Source organism: Saccharothrix carnea, assembly GCF_003014735.1.
GTDB classification, from domain to species: domain Bacteria; phylum Actinomycetota; class Actinomycetes; order Mycobacteriales; family Pseudonocardiaceae; genus Actinosynnema; species Actinosynnema carneum.
In genome coordinates this window covers 736,939-761,370 of the sequence record NZ_PYAX01000002.1, presented here as the reverse complement: position 1 = coordinate 761,370, position 24,432 = coordinate 736,939, and the positions used below count along the sequence as shown (strand labels likewise).

Sequence of the window (24,432 nt, the reverse complement as noted above, 5' to 3'; positions counted from 1 at the left end):
CCCGGCCGGGGGTCGTCATCGGGCGGGCAGGCGCGGTTCGGCCAGCCAGGCGCGGAAGAACGCGGTCAGCGGTTCGGTGGCGCGGCGCTGGGCCAGTGCCACGAAGTCGCTCGTCGTCGCGGTGCCGTGCCGGTGGACGTCGGTCCACTCGCGGAGCACGCCGAAGAACGCCGTGTCACCCAGGCGGGCGCGCAGGCCGTGCAACGTCAGCGCGCCCCGCTGGTAGACGCGGTCGTCGAACAGGTTGGCCACGCCCGGGTCGCCGATCCGGAGGTCCTGCGGCGACCGGGCCAGGCGGGCGTGTGCGCGTTCGGCGTGCACGGCGGCGGTCGGGCCACCGGAGCGCTCCGACCACAGCCACTCCGCGTAGCAGGCGAAACCCTCGTTCAGCCAGATGTCGCGCCAGTCGGCCAGGCCGACGCTGTTGCCGAACCACTGGTGCGCCAACTCGTGCGCGACCAGCCGCTCGTGGCCGCGCCGCCCGTCCACGTGGTTGGCGCCGAACACCGACAGGCCCTGCGCCTCGACCGGCACTTCGAGGTCGTCGTCGGTCACCACGACCTGGTAGGCCCGGAACGGGTAGGGCCCGAACAGCTCCTCGAACACGCCCATCATCCGGGGCTGCCGGGCGAAGTCGTGCCGTGCGGCGCGCAGCAGCCGTGCGGGCGCGGCGACGTCCTGGCCCTCGGCCAGCGGCAGCCGTTCGTACAGCCCGATCTGCACCGACGCCAGGTACGTCGCCATCGGCTCCGCCTGCTCGTAGACCCACGTCGTGCTGCTGCCGCCCGTGCGGCGGTCGACCGGCACGCCGTTGGCCAGCACCGTGTACGGCGACGGCGCGGTGACCGACAGGCGGTACGCGGCCTTGTCGCGCACCAGGTCGTTGCACGGGAACCAGGACGGCGCGCCGATCGGCTGGCTCGCCACCAGCGCCCCGTCGGCGAGCTGGTCCCAGCCCAGCTCGCCCCAGTGCCGGGAGCGGACCGGCCGCGCCACGCCGGAGTACCGCACCTCGACGGTGAACGGCCCGTCCACCGGCCGTGCGGGGCGGATCCGCAGCTTGCCGCCGCCGTGGACGTGCCGTGCGGGCCGGCCGTCGACCAGGACCCGGTTCACGGTCAGGGTGCCGAAGTCCAGCACCACCCGCGCGCACGGGCCCGCGGCCACGGCGGACAGCGTCGCCCGCCCGGCCAGCCGACCGGTGTGCGGTTTGTAGTCCAGCTCCAGGTCGTAGTGCGCGACCCGGTAGCCGCCGTCGCCGTGGTCGGGCAGGTACGGGCCGGTCGCCCGGGTCGAACCGGTCATCGCCAGGCGGAGATCGGGTTGCCCAGCCAGCGCGTGCCCTCCGGCACGTGCTCGCCGCGCATCACCAACGACGCCGGTCCCACCGTCGCGTGCGCGCCGACCGTCGCGCCCGGCAGCACGATCCCGTGCGGGCCGAGCGTGGCGCCGTCCGCCAACTCCACCTGGTCCATGCGCAGGATCCGATCATGGAACAGGTGGGTCTGCACCACGCACCCCCGGTTCACCGTCGCGCCGTCGCCCAGCCGCACCAGGTCCGACTCGGGGAACCAGTACGACTCGACCCACGTGCCGCGCCCGATCCGCGCGCCGAGCGACCGCAGCCACACCGCCATCACCGGCGACCCGCCGGCCCGACCGACCAGCCACGGCACCGCGAGCACCTCGACGAACGTGTCCGCCAGCTCGTTGCGCCACACGAACCCGCTCCACAGCGGGTGCTCCCGCGCCCGGAACCGGCCCACCAGCAGCCACTTCGCCGCCGCCGACACCGCGCACGCCGCCACGCCCGCCGCGAGCAGCACGGGTCCGGCGAGCAGCGGTCCGACCTCGCGGATCGCGAACAGCACGCCGACGACCAGCGCCACGTGGCACATCACCGGCACGACCCGGCACAGCTCGACCAACGCCCGTGCCACGACCAGCCGCCGCGGCGGGTCGAACGTCCGGCTCTGGTGGCCCTCCTCCGCCGCGCGCGGCAGCTTCATCGGCGGCATGCCCAGGTACGAGCTGCCCGCCTTGGCCCGCTTCGGCGTCGCCGACAGCACGCCGACCAGGCCACGGTTGGGCACCGAGCGGCCCGGCGCCGTCATGCCCGAGTTGCCCAGGAACGCGCGCTTGCCGACCCGTGCGGCGGCGATGCGCAGCCAGCCGCCGCCCAGCTCGTAGGAGGCGACCATGGTGTCGTCGGCGAGGAACGCGCCGTCACCGATCGTGGTCATCTTCGGCAGCGCGAGCACGGTCGAGGCCTCCACCCGGCGGCCGACCCGCATCCCGAGCGCGCGCAGCCACACCGGCGTGAACAGGCTCGCGTACAGCGGGAACAACGCGACCCGGGCGATGTTCATGAGCCGTTCCGTGGTCCACGCCTGCCAGGCGATCCGGCTGTGCACCGGGTACGTCCCGGCCCGCAGGCCGAGGCCGAGCAGCCGCACGGACACCAGGACGAGCAGCGCGTACGAGCCGAGCCACGCGACCGTCGCCAACGGCACGGCGAGCAGGGCCGAGCCGAGCGTCACCGGCTCGCGCACGACCAGCAGCACCGGGAGCACGGCCGCCGCGACCGGCAGCAGGCCCAGCGCCGACGTCGTCACCGCGTAGACCAGCTTCCACCACCACGAGCGCGGCGGGCGCGGACCCGGCCGGGCCGCCTTGCCGTGCCGCTGGGCCGGGACGCCCGCCCACCGCTGGCCGGTCGGCACCGAGCCGATCACCCCCGAACCGGGGGCGACCTCCGCCCGCTTGCCGACGCGGGCACCGGGGAACAGGGTGCTGCGGGCACCGACCACCGCGCCCGCGCCGACCCGGATGCGGCCGACGTGCACGCGGTCGCCGTCCACCCAGTAGCCGGACAGGTCCACCTCGGGCTCGATCGCGCAGCCCTTGCCGAGCTTGAGCAGGCCGGTCACCGGCGGCGCGGAGTGCAGGTCGACGTCCGGGCCGACCTTCGCGCCCAACGCGCGGGCGTAGTGCGTGAGCCAGGACCCGGCGAGGTCGGTCGCGCCGCTGAACGCGGCCAGCCGTTCGGCGGTCCACAGCCGCAGGTGCGCGCCACCGCCGCGCGGGTACGTGCCGGGACGCAGGCCGCGCAGCAGCAGCCGGGCGCCGCCCGCGGCGATCGCGACCTTGCCGGGCGGGCTGACGAACGCGAGCCACCCGGCGGCGATCCACCACCACGACACCGGGGTGGTGAAGCCGACGACGTTGCCGACCGCGGCCAGCGCCACCGACCAGCGCAGGCCGACCAGGCTCATCAGCGGGACCAGCAGCAGCGACTGGACCAGGCCGGTGCGGCGTGGCGTCGGCGCGACGCGGCGGGTGGTGCCCTGGTGGCCGCTCAGCTCGTCCAGCCGTGCCGCCAACGCGCGCAGCGTCGGGTGCTGGTAGACGTCGTTGACCGAGCCGCTGGGGTAGCGGGTCCGGATGGTGGAGACCAGTTGGGCCGCGGCGAGGCTGCCGCCGCCGTGGGCGAAGAAGTCCGCGTCCGGGCCGGCGACGCCGGTGCCCAGCAGTTCCGACCACTGCTCGGCGAGCCACCGCTCGGTGTCGGTGAGGTCCGTCGTGGGTGTGGCCACGTCCAGGGACGGCAGCGGCCACGGCAGGGCGGCCCGGTCGACCTTGCCGGACGTGCGGGTGGGCAGGGTGTCGACGGTGGCCAGCAGCGGCACGAGGGCGGCCGGCAGCGCGGTGCGCAGCCGGGCCAGCGCGTCGGCCTGGTCGAAGTCCTCGGCCGCGACCACGTACCCGACCAGCACCTGGTTGCCCGCTTTGGTGGTGCGCACCGCGGCGGCGGCACCGGCGACGGACGGCAGCGCCTGCAGCGCCGCGTCGACCTCGCCGAGCTCGATCCGCCGCCCGCCGAGCTTGACCTGCTCGTCGGCGCGGCCGAGGAACAGCAGGCCCTCGGGTTCGGCGCGGACGAGGTCACCGCTGCGGTAGGCGCGGTCCCAGCCCAATGCGGGCAGCGGCGCGAACTTCTCGGCGTCCTTGGCGGGGTCGAGGTAGCGGGCCAGGCCGACGCCGCCGATCACCAGCTCGCCGGAGCCGCCCATCGGCACGGGTGCGCCGGTGGCGTCGACCACGGCCAGTTCCCAGCCGTCCAGCGGCAGCCCGATCCGCACCGGGCCGGCACCGGTCAGCCGGGCCGCGCACGCCACGACGGTCGCCTCGGTCGGGCCGTAGGTGTTCCACACCTCGCGGCCGTCGACGGCGAGCCGCTCGGCCAGCTCCGGCGGGCACGCCTCGCCGCCGAAGATCAGCAGGCGGACGTCGTCCAGCGCGTCCACCGGCCACAGCGCGGCCAGCGTCGGCACCGTGGACACGACCGTGACCTCGCGCTCGACCAGCCACGGGCCCAGGTCGAACCCCGTGCGGACGAGCGCGCGGGGCGCCGGGACCAGGCACGCGCCGTGACGCCAGGCGAGCCACATCTCCTCGCAGGAGGCGTCGAAAGCGACCGACAGGCCGGCGAGCACGCGGTCGTCCGGTCCGATCGGGTCGTCCGGGAGGAACAGGCGGGCCTCGGCGTCCACGAACGCGGCGGCGGAGCGGTGCGAGACCGCGACGCCCTTCGGCTTGCCCGTGGAACCGGAGGTGAAGATGATCCACGCGTCGTCGTCGGGGGACGGGGAGCCGACGAAGCCCATGGGCGTGGCGCGGTGTTCGAGCTCGCCGGCGATGACGGCGCACACCCCGGCCTCGGTGAACACGAGTTCGGCGCGCTCGTCGGGATCGTCGGCGTCGACGGGCACGTACGCCGCGCCGGCGGCCAGGACCGCCAGCACGGCCACGTACAGGTCCACGGTGCCGGAGGGGACCCTGATGCCGACCCTGTCGCCGACGCCGATACCGGTCGCGGCGAGCGCCCGGGCTCGTTCGGCGACCTCGTCCAGGAGTTCCCGGTAGGTCAGCGACGTCGTGCCGTCGTCCAGCGCGGGGGAGTGGGGGTGCCGACGCGTGGTCTCGGCCAGGATGTCGACCAAGGTGCGTCCGGTCGGGGCGGTACCGGCGCGGAACAGCGCGGGAACCTCGACCAGATCAGGGAAACCGGTGTGGGAAGCGAGGGTCACCGGTGGGTACCGGTACAACGAAGACGCACTGTGAAGTCCTCCAGGAGAAGCCGCCGACGTGCGACTTTACCGGGGATTCACCTGTCCGTCGCGTCGGTGTGACCACGAGTGGGTGGTGTCACACCGCGGGTTCGGCCGGTTCAGTCCATAGTGGATGAACCAAGTTCCTTGTCCACCAAGGGTTTGACTTCGGTACCGAGGAGTTCGATCGCCTCCATCACGAGGTGGTGCGGTACGCCCGACCAGTCCATCTGCAGGGCGTAGCGGTCGGCGTCGACGAGCCTGCCCACCGAGATGAGGCGTTCGGCGATCTCCTGCGGGCTGCCCGCGAAGATCGACTGCGCGTCGTGCGTCCAGGAGTCGTACTCGGCGCGCGACGGCACGGGCCAGCCACGTGCCCGTGAGCCGTACTTCATCGTCTCCAGCCAGTACGGGTAGAACGCGTCCTTGGCGTCCTGGGAGCGTTTCGAGACCAGGCCGATCGCGCTCATCGTCACGTTCAGCCCCGTCGACGGGTGGTCGGCGGCCTCACCCGCGCGCCGGTACAGGTCGACCAGCGGCGCGAACCGCTCCGGCTCGCCGCCGATGATCGCGTACACGACGGGCAGGCCGAGCACCCCGGCCCGGATCGAGGACTCGGGGTTGCCGCCGGTGCCGACCGAGATCCGCAGGTGCTCACCGTGGGGGCGCGGGTAGACGTGCGCGTTCTGCAGTGGTGTGCGGAACCGGCCGGACCAGGTGATCGGGTCCTCGCGGTCCAGTTTCAGCAGCAGCTCGAGCTTCTCCTCGAACAGCTCGTCGTAGTCCTCCAGGCTGGCGCCGAACAGCGGGAACGACTCGGTGAACGAACCGCGCCCGGCCAGCAGCTCGGCCCGGCCCCGGCTGAGCTGGTCGAGCGTCGTGAACTGCTGGTAGGCGCGGACCGGGTCCTCGGTGCTGAGCACGGTGACGGCGCTGCTCAGCGTGATCCGCGAGGTGACGCTCGCGGCGGCGGCCAGCACCGTGCCGGGGTTGGAGATCGAGTAGTCGGACAGGTGGTGCTCACCCAGCCCGTAGAACCCCAGCCCCAGCTCGTCGGCCAGCTTGATCCGTTCCAGCGTCTGCGCCAGCTTGTCCGCGACCGACACCTGTTCGCCGGTGACGGGGTCGCGGTGGCGGTCGCCGAAGCTGTAGACGCCGAGCTGCATTCCTTTTGTGGACACGTCAGCAAAGTAGCGCGAACATTGATGACACGTCAACATATTGCTAGCGTGACGTTCATGGACCGATCGGAGGCCGGGGACGCACCGCGGTGGCTGGACGAGCGGGAGGCTCGGGTGTGGCAGGCGTACCTGGCGGTCAACCGCGAGCTGAACGGCGCGTTGGAGCGGCAGCTGGTGCGCGACTCGGGGCTGTCCAACGCCGACTACGCGCTCCTCGTGCCGCTGTCGGAGGCCGTGGACGGTGTCGTGCGGTCACGGGAGCTCGGCGCGCTGGTCGGGTGGGAGCGCAGCAGGCTGTCCCACCAGATCGGGCGGATGGAGAAGCGCGGGCTGGTCACGCGGGAGGAGTGCGTGGAGGACGCGCGCGGGTCGATGGTGCGGCTCACGGCGGCGGGACGTGCCGCGATCGAGGCCGCGGCGCCCGCGCACGTGGAGACCGTGCGGCGGTACGTGTTCGACGGGTTGTCGGTGGAGGAGGCGGAGGTCCTGGACCGCGTGTTCCACCGGGTGCTGGATCGGATCGCCGCGGAGACGTGACGAGCGGGGCGTGGACGAGCGGGGAAGGTGAGTCCCGAAAAGGGGCCGCGCGGGGTGCGGCCCCTCCCCGTCCCCCCGGGATGCCGAGCGGCGGTCAACCCACCTGACCCGCCCGGGCGCTCGGCAGTCGGGGTGCCGAACACCCCTCAGCGTCGCGCACCCGTGCGGAAGTCCGCATCAGCAAACCTCCGTACGTACCTCCGTATCCACGATGGCGTGGTTACGTCCACCGATCTCCGTACGCTGTGCCCCGGAATACGGAGAGCGGTGGATGCGCGGCGTAGGGCGCTCACACGAAAGTGGACGCCGCAGAACCCGATCGCATCACCACAAGGAGACGACGTGCAGCTGACCGCGGAGTTCGCCCCGGACCGACAGGCCCTCGTCGGCGGCCCGCTGCGCGGCTGGCAACACCACGCCCACGAGGACGCGCTGGCCCGCCTCGGCCCCGTGCATTCCGCCGAGTTGCCCAACGGCCTCGAGGTGCTGGTGACCACCATGGGCCTGGAGGCGACCCGCTCACTGCTGGGCGACGACCGGCTGGCGAAAGACGCGGCCGGGCTGCGTGCGGCGATGCAGGACCAGTTGGCCCGCAAGGGCAGGCCGACCGACCTGTCGCGGATCATCGGCCCGTCGATGCTCAACACCGACCCGCCGGACCACCGCAGGCTGCGCGCGCTGGTGTCGCAGGCGTTCACGGTGCGCCGCATCAACGCCCTGCAGCCGGCGGTGGAGAAGACCGCGCGGGAACTGGTCGCCGCGCTGCCGAACGACGCCGACCTGATCGAGGGCCTGGCGTTCCCGCTGCCGCTGGCGGTCATCTGCGACCTGCTCGGCGTGCCGGTGGAGGACCGCGACCAGCTGCACCACTGGACCGCGGCGATGATGACCGAACGGCCCGAGCTCGTCGTGCCGGCCTCCGACGCCATGTTCGGCTACCTGGCCGGGCTCATCGAGTACAAGCGTGATCAGCCGGACGACGCGCTGCTCAGCGGCCTGGTGCAGGCGCAGGTCGACGGCGAGCGGTTGACCCCCGAGGAGCTGCTGACCACGGCGATCCTGCTGGTGGTGGCCGGGCACGAGACGACGACGGGGCTGATCGGCAACGCCGCGGTCGCGCTGCTGTCCACGCCGGGTGCCTGGGAGGCGCTGAACGCCGACACGGTGGGGTTGGCGATCGAGGAGGTCGCCCGTTGGGATCCGCCGGTCCGGGTCACCCCGCACTACCGAGCGAAGACCGACATCGAGCTGCCCGGTGGGGTGATCCCCGAAGGCGGGGTGGTGATGATCGGGCTGGGGACGGCGGGGCGTGACCCTTCGGTGCACGGGCCGACCGCGGACCGGTTCGACCCGACGCGGGTGCCCGTGGGTGGCAACGCGGCGCTGGGGCACGCGGCGTTCGGGCACGGGGTGCACTACTGCCTCGGCCATCACCTGGGGCGGATCGAGGCGCGGGCCGCGTTGGTGGCGTTGCGGGAACGCGCGCCGGGGGCGCGGTTGGCGGTGGAGGTGGGCGAGTTGGAGCGCGGGGACAAGGTCGTGCCCAACACGTTCGCGTCGGTGAGCGCCGTGCTGGAGCCGTGACCTCACCTTCTCGCGTGTCCTACGTTCAGAACGCGAGAGTCGTACGTTCAGGGCGCGAGAGTCCAACGCTCGGAGCGTGTGAGTTCAACGCTCAGGCTGCTTGAGTCCGGCTCGATTTGACATGGGGCCCCTTACGGGCACTCCAGGCAGGCCAAAGCCGGGCAGGCCCGGCGGATGAAGCGCCCGCCAAGCCTGCCCGGCTTCGAGACGGTGGCGGGGCGCGGCACTGCGGGGGCGTGGTGGGTCAGTCGGCCATGCTGGCCAGCAGGGTGATCAGTTGGTGGCGGCTGGTGATGTCGAGTTTGCGGTAGATGCGGGTCAGGTGGGTGTGGACGGTGGCGGGGGAGATGACCAGTCTGGTGGCGACTTCAGGGTTGGAGAGGCCGTCGCCGACGAGTTTGGCGACGTTCCACTCGGCCGGGGTCAGGCCGCCGGGGCGGCGGTCCGGTTCGGGGGTCGGTACTTCGTCGAGGACGATGGCCAGGGCTTGCTCGACGGATTCCGCCGGGCCGGCGTAGGCGCGGGCGTATTCGTCGTCGCCGAGGACTGCTTTGGCGCGGGCGACGGCTTGGGCGGTGACCCAGGCGAACGGGACCAGGCCGTCGACTCGGACGCCGGTCACGCGGTGCAGGCCGTGGGCGAGGCCGAGCATGCGGGCGGCGGCGGAGCCGTCGCCGGCGCGGGAGTGGGCCCAGCCGAGGGCTTCGATGGACCAGAGGGGGCCCCACTTGTCGCGGATCTCGCGTTGGACCCGCAGGCCTTCCATCAGGACGTCGAGGGCGCCTACCGGGTCGCCCCAGCGGGTCTGCACGACGCCGCGGCACCAGTGGGCCCAGCTGATGCCCCAGAGGGCGCCGAGTCGTTGGCACTCGGCGTAGAACTCCTCGGCGGCGGGCTCGGCTTGTTCGCGGGAGCCGAGCAGGACCAGTGACACGGTGAGCAGGATGTGGGACAGGTGGTGGTCGACGGCGAAAGCCGGGCCGAGCGCGCCGAATTCCTCGTGGGCCTGGCGGAGCAGTTCCACGCCGTCGATGGCACCCAGGGCGAGGACGGCGTAGGCGCCGCGGACGAAGGTGACGGCGGGTACCGGGCCGCCGACCTCGCGGGCCATGGCGTCGGCTTCGTCGACGCGGCGGGCGACGAGTTCGCGTTCCACGCCGAGGCACAGGGCGATCCAGGCGTCGAGGGCGATGGCGCTGGCGCGCAACGGGTCGGCGGTCGGTGGGGTGGCGGCGAGCGCGCGTCCCAGCCAGAGCCGTTCTTCCGGTAATCGACCGGCGTAGGTGTACCAGCGGGTGCGGGCCAGGTCGACGCTCATCAGGAGACCGGCGTGCGCGGTGTCGGGGTTGCGGATCAGGTCGTTGAGGACGACCCGGTGGTTGGCCATGTCCGCGTCGACGGCCGCGAGCAGCGCGGCTTCGTTGTGCCCGGCGAAGGCCTCGGCGAGGCGGGCGGCCTCGCGGCGGAAGTAGTCCTGGTGACGTTGCCGCACGGCGTCCACTTCGCCGGCCGCGCGCAGGCGAGCGGCGCCGTGTTGGCGCAACGGCTCCAGCAGGTGGTAACGGCTGCGGTCGGCGGAGGGCAGGGCGATGGACTTGTCCAGCAGACCTGCCAGAGCGTCCGCGACGTCGTCGGTGGGCAGGCCGTCGCCCGCGCAGACGTCCTCGGCGGCGGTGAGGCTGAAGCCACCCTCGAACACCGACAGCCGTGCCCACAGCAGGCGCTCGGCGGGCGTGCAGTGGGCGTGGCTCCAGTCGATGAGCGCGGCCATGGTCTGGTGGTGCTCGACGGCGGTGGTGTCGTTGGCGGTGAGCACGCGCATCACGTCGTCGAGCCGGTCGGCCAGCAGCGACACCGGCATGGAGCGCATCCGCACCACGGCCTGCTCGATGGCCAGCGGGATGCCCGCGACGCGACGCAGCACGCGCACCACGTCCGGCCAGTTCTCCGGCGTCACCCGCCAGCCCGGCACGCTCGCCTCGGCCCGGTCCACGAGCAGCGCCACGGACTCGTGGTCGAGGTCCATCGGCGCGTCCTCGGCGGGTACGTCCAGCGGCGGCACCATGACCAGCACCTCGCCGGGCACCCGCAGCCTGGCCCGGCTGGTGGCCAGCACCCGCACGCCCGGGGCGGCGGCGAGCACCGCGCGCACCAGGTGCGCTACCGGCTCGACCAGGTGCTCGCAGTTGTCCAGCACCAGCAGCACCTGCCGCGGCCGCAGGTAGTCGACCAACGTCTCCAACGGCGTCGTGGTGGCCTGGTCGGGCACGCCGACTGCGCTCAACACGACCTGTGCCAACAACTCCGGGTCGCCGCCGCGCGCGGACGCGAGCTCCACCACCCGGACGCCGTCGTCGTACGCGCGGTGCACCTGCGCCGCCAGTTCCAGCGCCAGCCGCGTCTTGCCGCCACCGCCCACGCCGGTCAGCGTGATGAGCGGCGCGACACCCATCCGCCGGCGCAGTTCGGCCAGCAGATCCTTGCGGCCGACGAACGAACTCAGCGCACGCGGCACCACACCGCCTCCCGCTGCCCGCTCGGTCATCCGGACACCGTACGACATCGGCCGGTGCGCGTGCCGCGAGATCGACCAAGCGACGCACGGGTGGAGCAGTGTGCAAATCCTTGCAAAGATCGTTCCGCATCGACGCTAGTCAGACCGTTTACGCCTGCGGGACACCGGGTCTAGCCTGCAAGGAATTGCACCACCTTGCGCAATGGAGCGTGACGGGAGCAGTGATGCGAGCGAGATCGCGACGACTGACCGCCTTACTCGTAGCCCTCGGGCTGGTCGGGGGAACGGGGGTCGCGCCGGGCAGTTCCGCCGAGCACCGGACGACCGCGCCCACCGCCGCCGACACCACTACGGTCTTCTACCGCCTGCCTTCGGGGTGGCCGGTCGCCAACGTGCACTACCAACCGCGCAACGGACCGTGGACGGCGGTGCCGGGGGAGCGCATGGAACCGGCGGCGTGCGCGGGCTGGGTGCGCAAGACCGTGTCGCTGGGCGAGGCCACCGGCCTGGTCGCGGTGTTCAACAACGGCTCGGGCACCTGGGACAACAACAACGGCCGGAACTACAGCCTGGGCACGGGTGACGTCACCGTCGCCGCCGGCGTGACGGGTGTCGGCGACCCGTGCGGATCAGGGCCCGACCCGGACCCCGGTCCGACGAACAACGCCGAGGTCTACTACTCCACCAAGACGCGGAACTGGACGGCGGTGCGGATCCACTACCAGCCGACCGGCGGCACGTGGACGGCCGTGCCGGGTGTGGTGATGGAGCAGGTGTGCCCGGACTGGGCCCGTGCCTCGATCGACCTCGGCCAGGCCACCAGCCTCAAGGCCGCGTTCAACAACGGCTCCGGCCAGTGGGACAACAACAACGGCGCCGACTACGCGGTCGGCCTCGGGCGCAGCACCGTGAAGGACGGTGTGGTCACGGCCGCTGCGGCCGATCCCTGCGGACCCCCTGCCCCGCAGGACACGGTCGCGCCGAGCGTGCCCGCCGGGCTGCGGGCCGAGGCGTCCGGCCTGACCGTCTCGCTGACCTGGACGGCGTCCACCGACAACGTCGCGGTCGCGGGCTACGAGATCACCCGTGCCGGCGGCGCGTTGGGCACGGTCGTGCGCAACACCGGCACGGTGGGTTTCGCCGACGGACCGCTCACCGCGAACACGACCTACACGTACTCGCTGAAGGCCTACGACGCGGCCGGCAACAAGTCCGGGCCGGGCGCGTCGGTGGCCGTCACGACCGGCGACGCCCCGCCGGCACCACCGGGCGGCACGCCGTTGGGCGGTGACCCGCGCGAGGACTCGATCTACTTCGTGATGACCGCCCGCTTCAACGACGGTGTCACGGCCAACAACCGCGGCGGCAGCCAGCACGTCCGCTCGGGCAACGCGGCCAACAACGACCCGATGTTCCGCGGCGACTTCCAAGGCCTGATCGACAAGCTCGACTACATCAAGGGCCTCGGCTTCTCCGCGGTCTGGATCACCCCCGTCGTGCTCAACCGCTCGGACTACGACTTCCACGGCTACCACGGCTGGGACTTCTACCGCGTCGACCCGCGCCTGGAGACACCCGGCGCGACCTACCAGGACCTGATCGACACAGCGCACGCCAAGGGCCTGAAGATCTACCAGGACGTGGTCTACAACCACAGCTCGCGGTGGGGCGCGAAGGGTCTGTTCCAGGCCAAGGTGTTCGGCGTCCGCGACGACCAGTGGTCGTGGTACTACGACCAGCCGGTGCGGGGCTTCGAGTACGACGGCCTGACCATCGACCCGAACACCGGCAAGTCGTACTACAACGGCGACCTGTGGTCGACCACCGAGCCGACCGGCAACACGTGCGTCGACTGGGGCAAGCCGACCCGGCACACAAGTCCCGAGGGCTATCGGATCTACAGCTGCCAGTGGCCCAGTCCGACGTCGGGGATGTTCCCGGCGCAGCTCTACCACCGCTGCTGGATCGGCAACTGGGAGGGCGAGGACTCCCGGTCGTGCTGGCTGCACGAGGACCTGGCCGATTTCGACACCGAGAACCCGATCGTGCAGAAGTACCTGATCGACGCCTACAACCGGTTCATCGACATGGGCGTGGACGGGTTCCGCGTCGACACCGCCGTGCACATCCCGCGCGTGACGTGGAACCGCCGGTTCCTGCCCGCGATCCAGCAGCACGCCACCGCGAAGTTCGGCGGGAAGGGACGGGACTTCTTCGTCTTCGGCGAGGTCGCCGCGTTCGTCAACGACAAGTGGAACCGGGGCTCGGTCAACCACTCGGCGCAGTTCTTCACCTGGGAGGAGCGCCGCGAGTACAGCGCCGACGACGCCACCGCGTCGCTGGAGCAGTACACCTACGAGCAGGGGATGGGCACGGGCGGGCAGCCGACGAGCCGCAACGCGTTCCTCGACGGCAACGCCTACCACGCGCCGGACCACTCGAAGTCCTCCGGCATGAACATCATCGACATGCGGATGCACATGAACTTCGGCGACGCGAACAACGCGTTCTGGAACGCGAAGGACTCCGACGACTCCACCAACGACGCCACCTACAACGTGACGTACGTGGACTCGCACGACTTCGGGCCGAACAAGTCCAGCGTGCGGTACGCGGGCGGCACGGACGCGTGGGCGGAGAACATGAGCCTGATGTGGACGTTCCGGGGCATCCCGACGCTCTACTACGGCTCGGAGGTCGAGTTCCAGGCGGGCAAGCCGATCGACTGCGGTCCGACGTGCCCGTTGGCGACGACCGGGCGGGCGTACTACGGCGACCACCTGGCGGGGTCGGTGACGGCGTCGGACTACGGGGTGGTGTCGTCCGCGTCCGGCGCGGTCGCGACCACGTTGCAGAAACCGCTGGTCAAGCACGTGCAGCGGCTCAACCAGATCCGCCGTGCGGTGCCCGCGCTGCAGAAGGGCCAGTACTCGACCGAAGGCGTGTCCGGCGGGATGGCGTTCAAGCGCCGTTACACGTCCGGCTCGGTGGACAGCTTCGCGCTCGTGGCGGTCTCGGGCTCGGCCACGTTCTCCGGCGTCCCGAACGGCACCTACCGCGACGCGGTCACCGGTGACACGAGGGTGGTCACCGGCGGCACGCTCACGGCGAGCCCCGGCGGCCGGGGCAACGCGCGGGTCTACGTCCTGGACCTGCCGGGCAACCCGGCGCCGGGCAAGGTCGGCGTCGACGGCCCGTACCTGAGGTGACTTCCGGCGGGCGGGTGTGCACTCTCCCACCGCCCGCCCGCCGGATCCCACACGTTCGGGTGACGTGGTGACACGTGCGCCGCTGTCGGGGCGATCTCCAGGGTGGAAGGACGATGTCGTCGCGTGGTCCGCGGTGCTGGTCCTGACCGCCGGATCCGGGGTGCTCGCGCTCGTCCACCGCGGTCCCGCCGACAACCGGGGGGAGAGGTCTGTGGTCGTGCGCAAGCGGAGTCACGTCGTGCACCGCCGCCCCGGCGGTCGGTCACCCTCAGGGCGCGGAGGGTCCCGCCGACCCGGTCAGGCCCAGGCCAGGACCGACTCCACCTCGACGTCGAGCTCGGACACCGGGATGTGGCCGAACTGCTCCACCACGACCCGGCCGTCACGGCGCCGCCACGTGCCGCGCACCTGGCCGTCCACGACGACGTGCGGACCGGCGGGCCGCACGCGGACAGCGTCCGAGGGGGCCAGGAGCAAGGTGCGGTCGGCGTAGCCGAGCAGGAACGTGTCGAACGGGCCGAGCAGGCGGACCGTGCCGTCCAGGTCGGCGGCGTCGGTGGCGGGCAGTTGCCAGCCGTGCTTGCCCTCCACCAGGTCGTCGAACGGGAACGCGGCACGCACCTCGACCTCGGGCAGGCCGCTCCACGCGGTGAAGTCCTCGACCGTCGCGGGGCCGTAGGCGCGCAGGTAACGGCGGATCAGCTCGGCGACACCGCGTGGTTCGTCGTCGGTGCGGGGAAGCAGCCGGTAGGTCGACTCGCCCGCGCAGACCACGCCCAGGTTGGCGGCGTGGGCCAGCAGGTAGGCGGGCGCGGGGGTGGCCGGGTCGAGCGCCACGCCCGCGTCGGCGAGCCGGGCCACGACCTGCGGCTTGGTCAGCGGTTCGGTCAGCACCTCCCGCAGCACGTCCAACGCCCGCGCGCACACCTCGTCGGTGAGGCCGAGTTCCAGTCGGCGACGCCGGGACCGGGCCACGTTCACCGGGCCGAGCAGCGCCACCAGCCAGCCGACGTCCTCCCGGCGCAGCAGGTGCACCGCGCCGCGCATCGCGCAGGTCCGCACGACGTCACCGGCGTCGAGCGCGGCGCGCAGGTCGGTCGGCGTGACGCCGGTGGTGCGGGCGCGCACGGCGAGTCCGGCGGCGGTGACGTCCTGCGCCTGCACGGCCACCACGTCGTGCAGCAACTCCGACAGCGAACGGGCGGGGGTCGTCAGGCGTTGCGCCCGCATGCGCAGCGCCCTCGCCCGACCGGCGGTCACCTCGGCCCCGCGCCCGTCGAGCCGCGCACCACGAGCTCGGGCAGGAACACGAACTCGGCGTGCGGAGCGGGCGTGCCGCCGATCTCCTCCAGCAGCGCGTTGACCGCCGCCTGTCCCATCGCCTCGACGGGCTGGCGCAACGTGGTCAGCGGCGGGTCGGCGAACACGATCAGCGGCGAGTCGTCGAACCCGACCACGGACACGTCCTGCGGCACGCCCAGCCCGCGCTGCCGTGCCGCCCGGATCGCGCCGAACGCCATCAGGTCGCTGCCGCAGATGATCGCCGTGCACCCCTTGTCCAGCAACGCCGTGGCGGCGGACTGCCCGCCCTCGACGGTGAACAGCGAGTGCTGCACGAGTGCCTCGGCCTGCTCGGCGGTGTAGGGCAGGGCGGTGCGCATGTGCTGCACGAACCCCTCGATCTTGCGCAGCACCGGCACGAACCGCCGTGGACCGACCGCCAGGCCGATGCGCTCGTGCCCCAGCTCCACCAGGTGCGACACGGCCAGCCGCATGGCCGCGCGGTCGTCGGTCGACATGAACGGCGCCGAGACCTTCTCCGTGTAGCCGTTGATCATGACGAACGGGATGCCGCGCCCGGCGAGCTTGGTGTAGCGGCCCATGTCGGCGGTGGAGTCGGCGTGCAGGCCGGAGACGAACACGATCCCGGCCACGCCCCGGTCCACCAGCATTTCGGTCAGCTGGTCCTCGGTCGACCCGCCCGGTGTCTGCGTGCACAGCAGCGGCGTGTAGCCCGCGCCGGTCAGCACCTGCTCCACGACCTGCGCGAGCGCCGGGAAGATCGGGTTGCCCAGCTCGGGCGTGATCAGCCCGATGAGCCCGGCGCTGCGCTGGCGCAACCGGGGCGGTCGCTCGTAGCCGAGCAGGTCCATCGCGGCGACCACCGCCTGGCGGGTGGCCGTCGACACGCCCGACTTGCCGTTGAAGACCCGGCTGACCGTCGCCTCGCTGACCCCGGCCTGCGCGGCGATGTCGCTCAACCGGGCGGTCACGCCGTCCATGTGGGTCCCTTTCCGTCGCGGCGACACGCGCAAACACGAAGGAAAGTCCTTGCAAAGACTTTCAGCAAGGCCTTGACGGTCACATTTCGGGCGCCAGGCCCGCTGAACCGAGGCAGAGCGCGGCTTGGCGGGCTCCGGCGGCCATCGCCGCGGCGATGCCCGTGCCCGCGAGGTGGGCGACCAGGAACCCGGAGACGAAGGCGTCACCGGCGCCGTTGGTGTCCACGATCTCCTCGACGGGCACGGCGGGCACGCGGTGGATCGCGCCGCCGACGACGGCCAGCGCGCCGTCCGCACCGAGCGTGGCCACGGCGGGCTTGTCGAGCGACTTGAGGAACACCAGCAGGGCGTCCCGGTCGGCGAAACCGTCGTCGTTGAGGAACACGTGGTCGGCCGCGTCGAGGAAGTCGCGGTGGAACTCGGCGGCGCCGTCGTAGTCGTGCAGGTCGCACCACACCGGCACACCGGCCGCACGGGCCGCGGCCAGCAGGGGCCGGGCGTGGTCGGCGAGGTCGATCACCGCGGCGTCGGCTGACGCCAGTGCCGCGAGCGCGCGCTCGTCGTGCTTCGGTTCGCGCAGCCGGGGGAGTTCCAGGTAGATCGACACCCGTCCGCCGTGCGGGTCCATCAGGTTGAGGTGCTGCTCGGTGGCGGTGTCGACCACCTCGGCGATCACCTCGACCCCGGCCCGTTCGAGCACGTCGAGCACCGAGCGGCCGGCTTCGTCGTCACCGATGACGGTCCGCAGGGTGACGTCGGCGCCCAGCGAGGCGAGGTTCAACGCCTTGCCGGCCGACGTGCCGCCGACAGTCGTGCGGTGACCCGCCGCGAACGCGGTGTGCGGCCTCGCTTCCGGCAACCGGTCCAGCACGACCAACCGGTTCCACGACACCGGACCCGCGACGAACACCCTCGGCCTGCGCATGGCCGCCATTGTGCGGGGTGATCAACAAGCCCGCCAACGCCGCACGAGCAAGGCTGCAAATGCTGTCTTGCTTATGTCTATAACTTCAGTGTTGACCAAAACGACTTTGCTTCCCGCCCAGGTGTGATGAGGTGGTGATCGCACGCTTCCGTTCCGTGACCAACGCCTGGACGGACAACCGCGTGCGCCACAGTTCCAAGTCTTCGAGAAGGGTCCTCGATGCAGCACACCAAGCAGCAGCGCAAGAAAACCGGCGGGTGGACCGCCGCTCCCGTCGCCACGGCGGTCGCCACGCTGGGAGCACTCGTCCTGCCCGCGTCCCCGGCGCACGCCGCCGTCATCGCCGTGCCGTGCGACGCGGCCGCGTTGGTCGACGCGGTGGCGGTGGCCGACGCCTCGCCGGGCGAAGACACCTTGACCTTGACGCCGAACTGCGTCTACACGCTCACCAGACCGGCGGTCGAGGGGGGATCGGAGGGGCTGCCCAGGATCATGGGCAAGCTCACCATCCAGGGCAACGACGCCACCATCCGCCGTGCCCCGGACGCGCCCCAGTTCCGGCTCATCTCCAACTGGGGCGACCTGACCCTCGACCGGGTCACCCTCACCGGCGGCCACGCGCCGGACGGGGTCGGCACCGACACCTCGGGGGAGGGGATGCCGGGTGACAGCGGTGGCGCCATCCAGAACTGGGGTCCGCTGGCGATCACCGACAGCGTGATCAGCGGCAACCGCGCCGGTTCGGGCGCTCCCGGTGCCGACGCCACCGCCACCACGGGTGCGGGCCGCGGCGGGCTCGGCGGCTTCGGCGGCGGGATCTCCTCCTTCATGTCGACGACGGTGCGGGCGGTCACCATCACCAACACCGTGATCACCGGCAACAGCTCGGGCGCGGGTGGCCGGGGCGGCGACGCCACGGGTGGGTCGACCGGTGGCCGCGGTGGTTCCGCGGGCTTCGGCGGCGGCGTCGAGAGCCTCAGGGGCGGTGCGCTGCGGATCGTCGGCAGCACGATCAGCGGCAACGTCACCGCCGACGGCGGTGCGGGCGGCTCGGGAGGCAGCGCCGGCGGCACGGGTGGGGACGGCGGCGGTGGCGGCGTGGGCGCGGGGGTCTTCCTGTCCACGCAGGAAGGCGTTGTCCTGAACCCGGTCATCGCATCGACCCTGGTCCAGCGCAACCGGGCGGGTCGGGGTGGTGACGCGGGCGCTCCGGGCAGCGGTGGCTTCGAGGGTTGGGCGGGCACCGGTGGCAGCGGTGGCGGGATCGGCGTCTTCTACGACACCTTGACCCTCGACGGCAGCAAGGTCGCCATGAACGGTGCGGGCGGCCCTGGAGCGGGTTACTTCCCCCTTCCGGCTTACGCCGGTGGCGTCTACGCCCTGAGCGCGCGGGTCGAGTCGGCCAACGGTGCCTACGTGCGCGGGAACCGGCCGGACAACTGCTCTCCCGTCGAGTCGGTGGTCGGCTGCGCGAACCCCCGCACCGCTCCGCGTGCGTACGCCCCGGCCGGTGACCGCCGGGTCGAGGACCTCGCGCTGGCGGTGCGCACCGCGGCGGCGACGGCGCGGTGAGCGGCCACCTCCAGGGGCGTGGTCGAACGATCTTCGGACCTCTGTTGACTCGATGATTTCAGTGATGAACAAAACTGGCATTTCACCGGCAGTGCGCCGGTAGGCAACGCCGAAAAACTGCCCGGAGCCCCGATCACCTCCGGAGGTGACCGGGGCTCCGGTGGCGGGTCAGGCTTGTTCGGACCACCAGCGGCGGCCCGTTTCGGGCAGGGTGGAGATCGGGTCGTAGTAGGGGTAGCGGCGGTCGAGTGCCTCGGGGTCGTCCAGTTCGATGCCGGTGCGGTAGTTCTTGGTCCAGTAGGAGATGCCCAGCTCGCGGTCGTACTCGTGGAGCTGGTGGACCCAGCGCTTGCCGACGTACGGGACGTCGCAGACGATGCGCGGCGTGGCGTAGCCGGGCAGGTAGCCCATGATCGCGTGCTGGAGTTCCTGCGCTTCCCAGACGGCGACGCGCCAGTGCTCGGCGTTGGGGATCATGTCGCACATGTAGAAGTAGTACGGCAGGATGTTCGCCTCGCCTTGGAGTGCGAAGCACAGGTCGAGCAGGTCGTCCGGGGTGGCGTTGACGCCCTTCATGAGCACGCCCTGGTTGCGGACGTCGCGGACGCCGACTTCGAGGGCGGTGCGGGCGGCTTCGGCGACGAGTGGCGTCACGGACTGCACGTGGTTGACGTGGGTGTGGATGGCGAGGTTGACGCCGCGGCGGCCGGCGGTGCGGGCGACGCGTTCGAGTCCTTCGACGACTTTGGGCTGGAGCCAGTGCTGGGGTAGTCCGGCGAGGGCTTTGGTGGCGAGGCGGACGTCGCGGACGGTGTCGATGTCGAGCAGTCGCATCAGGAACGACTCGAGTTGGGGCCAGGGGACGTTGGCGACGTCGCCGCCGGAGACGACGACGTCGCGGACGCCGGGTGTGCGCTTGAGGTAGTCGATCATCTGTTCTTGGCGGTCGACCGGTTTGAGCGTGAGCTTGTGCTTCTGGACCTGGGGGGTGGAGTTGCCGACGAGGTCCATGCGGGTGCAGTGGCCGCAGTACTGGGGGCAGGTGGAGACGAGTTCGGCGAGGACTTTGGTGGGGTAGCGGTGGGTGAGGCCTTCGACGACCCACATCTCGGCTTCGTGCAGGGAGTCGCGGGTGGAGTGGGGGTGGCTGGGCCAGTCCGGGTCGCGGTCGGAGCGCACGGGGATCATGTAGCGGCGGATGGGGTCGCGGAGGAAGGCTTCGGTGAACGCCTCGGGGTCCAGGGATGCGTCCGGGGCGATGGTGTTGAGCATGTGGGGTGGCACGAGCATGGACATGGTGGCTGATTGCTGCTGGTCGGCGGCCAGTTCGTCGTAGAACCGGTCGGTGAGCAGGTCGCCGGTGAGGGTGCGCAGCTGTTTGGGGTTCTTGACGCAGTTGGCGCGTTGCCACTGGGCGTCGCGCCACTGGGTGTCGGTGACGTCGCGCCAGCCGGGGAAGCGTCGCCAGTCGGGTTCGACGAGTTCTTGGCGCACGTAGGTGTAGGGCTGGAGGTCAGCCCTGTGCTGCGTGGGTGCGACCTCGTGCAGCGCAGTCATCCATGCTCCCTGTCGGTCGAGTGGCGTGAAGATATGCTGCCAGATGGCCGGTTGGGCGTAAATATTTCGGCAGGGAGCGTTTCGGGGCGTTCGTGCGTTGGGGTGGGTATGCGCGTGTTGGTGGTTGTGCTGGTCGGCTTGGCCGTGGAGGTCACCGCTCTGGTGGCGGCGTTCGGCGCCTGGGGTCTGCTGCCGACCCTGGGTCTGCTGGTGCTGGGCGGGGTGGTGGGTTCGGTGTTGATGCGTCGTGAGGGCGCGCGGACGATGGCGGCGTTCTCGGAGGCGTTGCGGACGCGTCGGGCGCCGCACCAGGAGATCGCGGACGGGGTGTTGATCGCGGCGGCCGGGTTGTTGATCGTGTTGCCGGGGTTCGTGAGTGACGTGGTGGGGTTGGCGTTGTTGTTCCCGCCGGCGCGGCGGTTGTTGAGCAGGCGGATGGCGCGGCGCGCGGAGGAGCGGGAGCGGGCGATGGTGTTGAACCTGCGGTACGGGCAGCACCCGATGGCGGGTGGTGTGGTGGTGGATGGCGCGGTCGTGGACGGCGCGGTGGTGGATGGTGATGTGGTGGAGGTGCGGCCGGAGTCGCCGTCGACTCGGCCGGAGTTGACCTGATCGGGTGTCGCGGGCGGTTTCGCGCTGCCGGAGTGGTCCGGCCGTTCCTAGGCTTCGCCCCGGGTTGTTCCTAGGGAGAGGTGGGGTCGTGTCGGGTGATCTGCGGATGGACAACGTCGATCGGGTGTTCGCGGTTTTCGACGTGGACGGTGATGGCGGGATCAGCTGGGGGGACTTTTCGGCGGCGGCTGTGGGCGTGGGCCGGGAGTTCGGGTTGGGTGTGGAGTCGTCCGAGGTCAGGGGGCTGGTGGCGGCGTATCGGGAGGTGTGGGAGTACATCGTCGGCGCTGATCTGGATGCTGATGGTGCGGTGAGCCGGGGTGAGTTCCGGGATGCGCACGAGGCGGGTCGGTTGTCGATGGGCGGGTTGTTGGAGAAGTGGTTGGCGGTGTCGGGTCGGAATTTCGAGTTGGCCGATCGTGACGGTGACGGTCGTCTGGACGGGAGTGAGTTCGCGGGGATCTACCGGGGGAACGGGGTGACGGATCCGCAGGTGGCGGCGATCGCGTTCGCGGGAATGGACCTGGATGGTGACGGGCGTCTGGATCTGGTGGAGTTCCAGACGCACGTGCGGGGTTTCTTCACGGAGGCGGACGTGTCGGCGAAGGGCACGCATCTGCTGGGTGATGTCTGACCGGTGGCTTCCGGCCGGGTGGGTGGTGGGTTCGGCGTGTCGGTCGGGGGTGGTGTGGGTACGTGAGACGGCATGACCGTCATCGGTGTGCACGCCTCGCATGAGCAGGTTCACCCTTCCGCGTTGTTGGCCGCGGTGCGGCGGGCGGAGGAGGTGGGGTTCGACGCGGCGATGAGTTCGGACCACTTCTCGCCGTGGAGTGCGCGGCAGGGTCAGAGCGCGTTCGCGTGGTCGTGGTTGGGTGCGGCGTTGGAGGCGACGGGTCTGCCGTTCGGGGTGGTGAACGCGCCTGGTCAGCGGTATCACCCGGCGATCATCGCGCAGGCGATCGGGACTCTGGGTGCGATGTACCCGGGTCGGTTCTGGGCGGCGTTGGGCAGTGGTGAGGCGAGCAACGAGCACATCACGGGTGGCGGGTGGCCGCGCAAGGAGGTGCGCAACGCGCGGTTGCGGGAGTGCGTGGACGTGATCCGGGCGCTGTTGGCGGGGGAGGAGGTCAGCCACGACGGTCTGGTGACGGTGGATCGGGCGCGGTTGTGGACCAGACCGGATGAGCCTCCGCTGTTGATCGGTGCCGCGGTGAGCGAGGCGACGGCGCGGTGGTGTGCGGAGTGGGCTGATGGGTTGATCACGGTGAACGCGCCGACGGAGCGGTTGGAGCGGATGGTCGCCGCTTACCGGGATGCGGGTGGTCGGGGGAAGTTGCACCTGCAGGTGCATTTGAGTTGGGCGGAGTCGGAGGACGAGGCGCGGTCGGTGGCGCACGAGCAGTGGCGGAGCAACGTGTTCGGGCCGCCGGTGTGCTGGGACTTGGATTCGGCGGAGGCGTTCGACGTGGTGTCGGAGGACGTCACGGTGGAGCAGGTGGCGGCGGTGGTGAACGTGTCGTCGGACTTGGGGTGGCACGCGAAGGTGATCCGCGAGTACGCGGAGTTGGGGTTCGAGGAGGTGTACCTGCATCACGTGGGGGTGGAGCAGGAGCGGTTCCTCGACGTGTTCGGCGAGCGGGTGCTGCCGGAGGTGCGGTCGTGAAGTTGACCAGGACAGCGGACCTGTGGTGGAAGAACGCCGTCGTGTACTGCTTGGACGTGGAGACGTTCCACGATTCGAACGGTGACGGGCACGGTGATTTCCGGGGGTTGATCGACAAGATCGACCACTTGCACCGGTTGGGTGTGACGTGTGTGTGGTTGATGCCGTTCTTCCCGACGCCGGATCGGGATGACGGTTATGACATCACGGATTTCTACGGGGTGGACCCGCGGTTGGGGACGCTGGGGGATTTCGTGGAGTTCGTGCGGACGGCGCGTGACCGGGGGATGCGGGTGATCGCGGACCTGGTGGTGAACCACACGTCGGATCAGCACCCGTGGTTCCAGGCGGCGCGTGATCCGGAGAGCCCGTTCCACGACTGGTACGTGTGGGCGGACGAGCCGCCGGCGGACGCGTCGGAGGGGGTGGTGTTCCCGGACAAGGAGAAGTCGCTGTGGACGTACGACCGGAAGGCGAAGCGGTATTACCTGCACCGGTTCTACCGGCACCAGCCTGATCTGAACGTGGCGAACCCGGCGGTGCGGGACGAGATCGCGCGGGTGATGGGGTTCTGGATGGAGTTGGGGTTGTCGGGGTTCCGGGTGGACGCGGTGCCGTTCTTGTTGGAGGCGCCGATCGATGCGCTGCCGGATCCGCACGACTACCTGGCCGATCTTCGCGCGTTCCTGTCCCGGCGCAACGGTGAGGCGATCTTGTTGGGGGAGGTGAACCTGCCGTACGCGGAGGCGATGGCGTTCTTCGGGAAGTCGGATGGTGTGGGTGACGAGTTGCACATGTGCTTCGACTTCATCGGGATGCAGCAGATGTACTTGTCGTTGGCGCGGGGGGACGCGAGTCCGTTGACGCACGCGTTGAAGGAGCGGCCGGAGCCTCCGCGTGATTGTCATTGGGCGACGTTCGTGCGCAATCACGACGAGTTGACGTTGGACAAGTTGACGGAGCCGGAGCGGCAGGAGGTGTTCGCGGCGTTCGGTCCGGACGAGGACATGCAGTTGTACGGGCGGGGGTTGCGGCGTCGGTTGCCGTCGATGCTCGGTGGTGATCTGTCGTGGATCAAGATGGTGTACAGCTTGTTGTTCTCGTTGCCGGGGACGCCGGTGTTGTTCTACGGCGAGGAGGTCGGGATGACCGAGGACCTCTCGTTGGAGGGCCGGTTGGCGGTGCGCACGCCGATGTGGTGGGACTCGGTGGTGGAGCAGCGTCGTGACGAGGACTCTCTCCTCGGGTGGACGCGGTTGTTGGTGGAGCGTTATCGGGAGTGTCCGGAGTTGGCGTGGGGGAAGTTCACGACGATCGACACGGCGGATCCGGCGGTGTTCGCGCACCGGTGCGAGATCGACGGTGGGACGGTGATCGCGGTGCACAACTTCGCCGACCGGGATGTCGAGGTGGAGTTGCCGAAGGTGGAGGGTGAGCTGACCGATCTGCTGGTGGACGGCACGGTGACGCCGAAGGACGGGACGGCGAAGGTGGAGCTGGGCCCGTACGGGTGTCGGTGGTTCCGTCAGGTGGTGAGCCGGTAGCCGTGGGCGGGGCGGTTGGCCATGCCGTAGCCGGGGGAGGACTTCGGCTTTGCCGGTGGTGACGAGGTGTTCGAGTAGCGGCGGGCGCTGACGCGGGAGAGTCCGGCGTCGTCGTCCACGACGAGGGTGCGCACGGG

Annotated in this window: 17 protein-coding genes; 8 read left to right on the top strand and 9 right to left on the bottom strand. The window is 71.1% G+C overall.

Translation table 11 applies throughout. The features are described from left to right. Positions 1–15: 15 nt before the first annotated feature. The 3 genes from B0I31_RS07685 to B0I31_RS07675 all read right to left on the bottom strand — a co-directional run bounded on the left by B0I31_RS07685 (position 16) and on the right by B0I31_RS07675 (position 6,277). Positions 16–1,305, bottom strand: a complete 1,290-nt coding sequence (locus B0I31_RS07685) for a M1 family metallopeptidase (RefSeq protein ID WP_106614575.1) — start codon at positions 1,303–1,305, stop codon at positions 16–18. Continuing rightward, positions 1,302–5,090: a Pls/PosA family non-ribosomal peptide synthetase gene (locus B0I31_RS07680; protein ID WP_425444351.1), complete on the bottom strand. Its 3,789-nt coding sequence runs from the start codon at positions 5,088–5,090 to the stop codon at positions 1,302–1,304. The genes B0I31_RS07685 and B0I31_RS07680 overlap by 4 nt, the downstream gene beginning before the upstream one ends. Positions 5,091–5,230: 140 nt before the next feature. Beyond that, a complete protein-coding gene (locus B0I31_RS07675; RefSeq protein ID WP_106614573.1) occupies positions 5,231–6,277 on the bottom strand; it encodes an LLM class flavin-dependent oxidoreductase in 1,047 nt (348 codons plus the stop codon). A gap of 72 nt (positions 6,278–6,349) precedes the next feature. Here B0I31_RS07675 and B0I31_RS07670 point away from each other — a divergent pair, with 72 nt between their 5' ends. After that, positions 6,350–6,829 carry a MarR family winged helix-turn-helix transcriptional regulator gene (locus B0I31_RS07670; RefSeq protein WP_245949739.1) on the top strand — a complete coding sequence of 160 codons (480 nt, stop codon included), beginning with the start codon at positions 6,350–6,352 and terminating at the stop codon, positions 6,827–6,829. Positions 6,830–7,171: 342 nt separating this feature from the next. After that, the gene (locus B0I31_RS07665; RefSeq protein ID WP_106614571.1) at positions 7,172–8,413 is read left to right on the top strand and encodes a cytochrome P450 family protein; all 1,242 of its coding nucleotides are present in this window, start codon (positions 7,172–7,174) and stop codon (positions 8,411–8,413) included. A 244-nt stretch (positions 8,414–8,657) separates the two neighbouring features. On the opposite strand, the gene B0I31_RS07660 is transcribed toward B0I31_RS07665, so the two are convergent. Beyond that, entirely contained in the window at positions 8,658–10,958 is a 2,301-nt protein-coding gene (locus B0I31_RS07660; RefSeq protein WP_181320038.1) for a helix-turn-helix transcriptional regulator, read from the bottom strand. A gap of 194 nt (positions 10,959–11,152) precedes the next feature. Here B0I31_RS07660 and B0I31_RS07655 point away from each other — a divergent pair, with 194 nt between their 5' ends. Beyond that, the gene (locus B0I31_RS07655; protein WP_106614569.1) at positions 11,153–14,137 is read left to right on the top strand and encodes a carbohydrate binding domain-containing protein; all 2,985 of its coding nucleotides are present in this window, start codon (positions 11,153–11,155) and stop codon (positions 14,135–14,137) included. A gap of 297 nt (positions 14,138–14,434) precedes the next feature. Here B0I31_RS07655 and B0I31_RS07650 read toward each other — a convergent pair whose 3' ends face one another. From B0I31_RS07650 to B0I31_RS07640, 3 genes are all read right to left on the bottom strand, one after another. Continuing rightward, entirely contained in the window at positions 14,435–15,397 is a 963-nt protein-coding gene (locus tag B0I31_RS07650) for a winged helix DNA-binding domain-containing protein (RefSeq protein WP_106614568.1), read from the bottom strand. Continuing rightward, positions 15,394–16,419, bottom strand: coding sequence for a LacI family DNA-binding transcriptional regulator (locus B0I31_RS07645; RefSeq protein ID WP_106614567.1), 1,026 nt, complete (start codon positions 16,417–16,419; stop codon positions 15,394–15,396). The genes B0I31_RS07650 and B0I31_RS07645 overlap by 4 nt, the downstream gene beginning before the upstream one ends. 79 nt (positions 16,420–16,498) lie before the next feature. After that, positions 16,499–17,344: a carbohydrate kinase family protein gene (locus tag B0I31_RS07640; protein WP_106614738.1), complete on the bottom strand. Its 846-nt coding sequence runs from the start codon at positions 17,342–17,344 to the stop codon at positions 16,499–16,501. Positions 17,345–17,563: 219 nt separating this feature from the next. Between B0I31_RS07640 and B0I31_RS07635 the strand changes: the two genes are divergently transcribed. Beyond that, positions 17,564–18,916: a hypothetical protein gene (locus B0I31_RS07635; RefSeq protein ID WP_106614566.1), complete on the top strand. Its 1,353-nt coding sequence runs from the start codon at positions 17,564–17,566 to the stop codon at positions 18,914–18,916. 168 nt (positions 18,917–19,084) lie between these two features. Here B0I31_RS07635 and B0I31_RS07630 read toward each other — a convergent pair whose 3' ends face one another. Then, a complete protein-coding gene (locus B0I31_RS07630; RefSeq protein ID WP_106614565.1) occupies positions 19,085–20,473 on the bottom strand; it encodes a KamA family radical SAM protein in 1,389 nt (462 codons plus the stop codon). A gap of 108 nt (positions 20,474–20,581) precedes the next feature. On the opposite strand from B0I31_RS07630, the gene B0I31_RS07625 reads away from it, so the two are divergent. From B0I31_RS07625 to B0I31_RS07610, 4 genes are all read left to right on the top strand, one after another. Beyond that, a complete protein-coding gene (locus tag B0I31_RS07625; protein WP_106614564.1) occupies positions 20,582–21,085 on the top strand; it encodes an FxsA family protein in 504 nt (167 codons plus the stop codon). 88 nt (positions 21,086–21,173) lie between these two features. Further along, the gene (locus B0I31_RS07620) at positions 21,174–21,719 is read left to right on the top strand and encodes an EF-hand domain-containing protein (RefSeq protein ID WP_106614563.1); all 546 of its coding nucleotides are present in this window, start codon (positions 21,174–21,176) and stop codon (positions 21,717–21,719) included. Positions 21,720–21,791: 72 nt separating this feature from the next. Beyond that, positions 21,792–22,751 carry a TIGR03885 family FMN-dependent LLM class oxidoreductase gene (locus B0I31_RS07615; RefSeq protein WP_106614562.1) on the top strand — a complete coding sequence of 320 codons (960 nt, stop codon included), beginning with the start codon at positions 21,792–21,794 and terminating at the stop codon, positions 22,749–22,751. After that, entirely contained in the window at positions 22,748–24,295 is a 1,548-nt protein-coding gene (locus B0I31_RS07610; RefSeq protein WP_106614561.1) for an alpha-amylase family protein, read from the top strand. Before B0I31_RS07615 ends, B0I31_RS07610 begins: the two co-directional genes overlap by 4 nt. On the opposite strand, the gene B0I31_RS40435 is transcribed toward B0I31_RS07610, so the two are convergent. Then, the gene (locus B0I31_RS40435) at positions 24,277–24,429 is read right to left on the bottom strand and encodes a hypothetical protein (RefSeq protein WP_181320037.1); all 153 of its coding nucleotides are present in this window, start codon (positions 24,427–24,429) and stop codon (positions 24,277–24,279) included. The two genes, B0I31_RS07610 and B0I31_RS40435, sit on opposite strands and share 19 nt — an antisense overlap. Positions 24,430–24,432 lie beyond the last annotated feature (3 nt).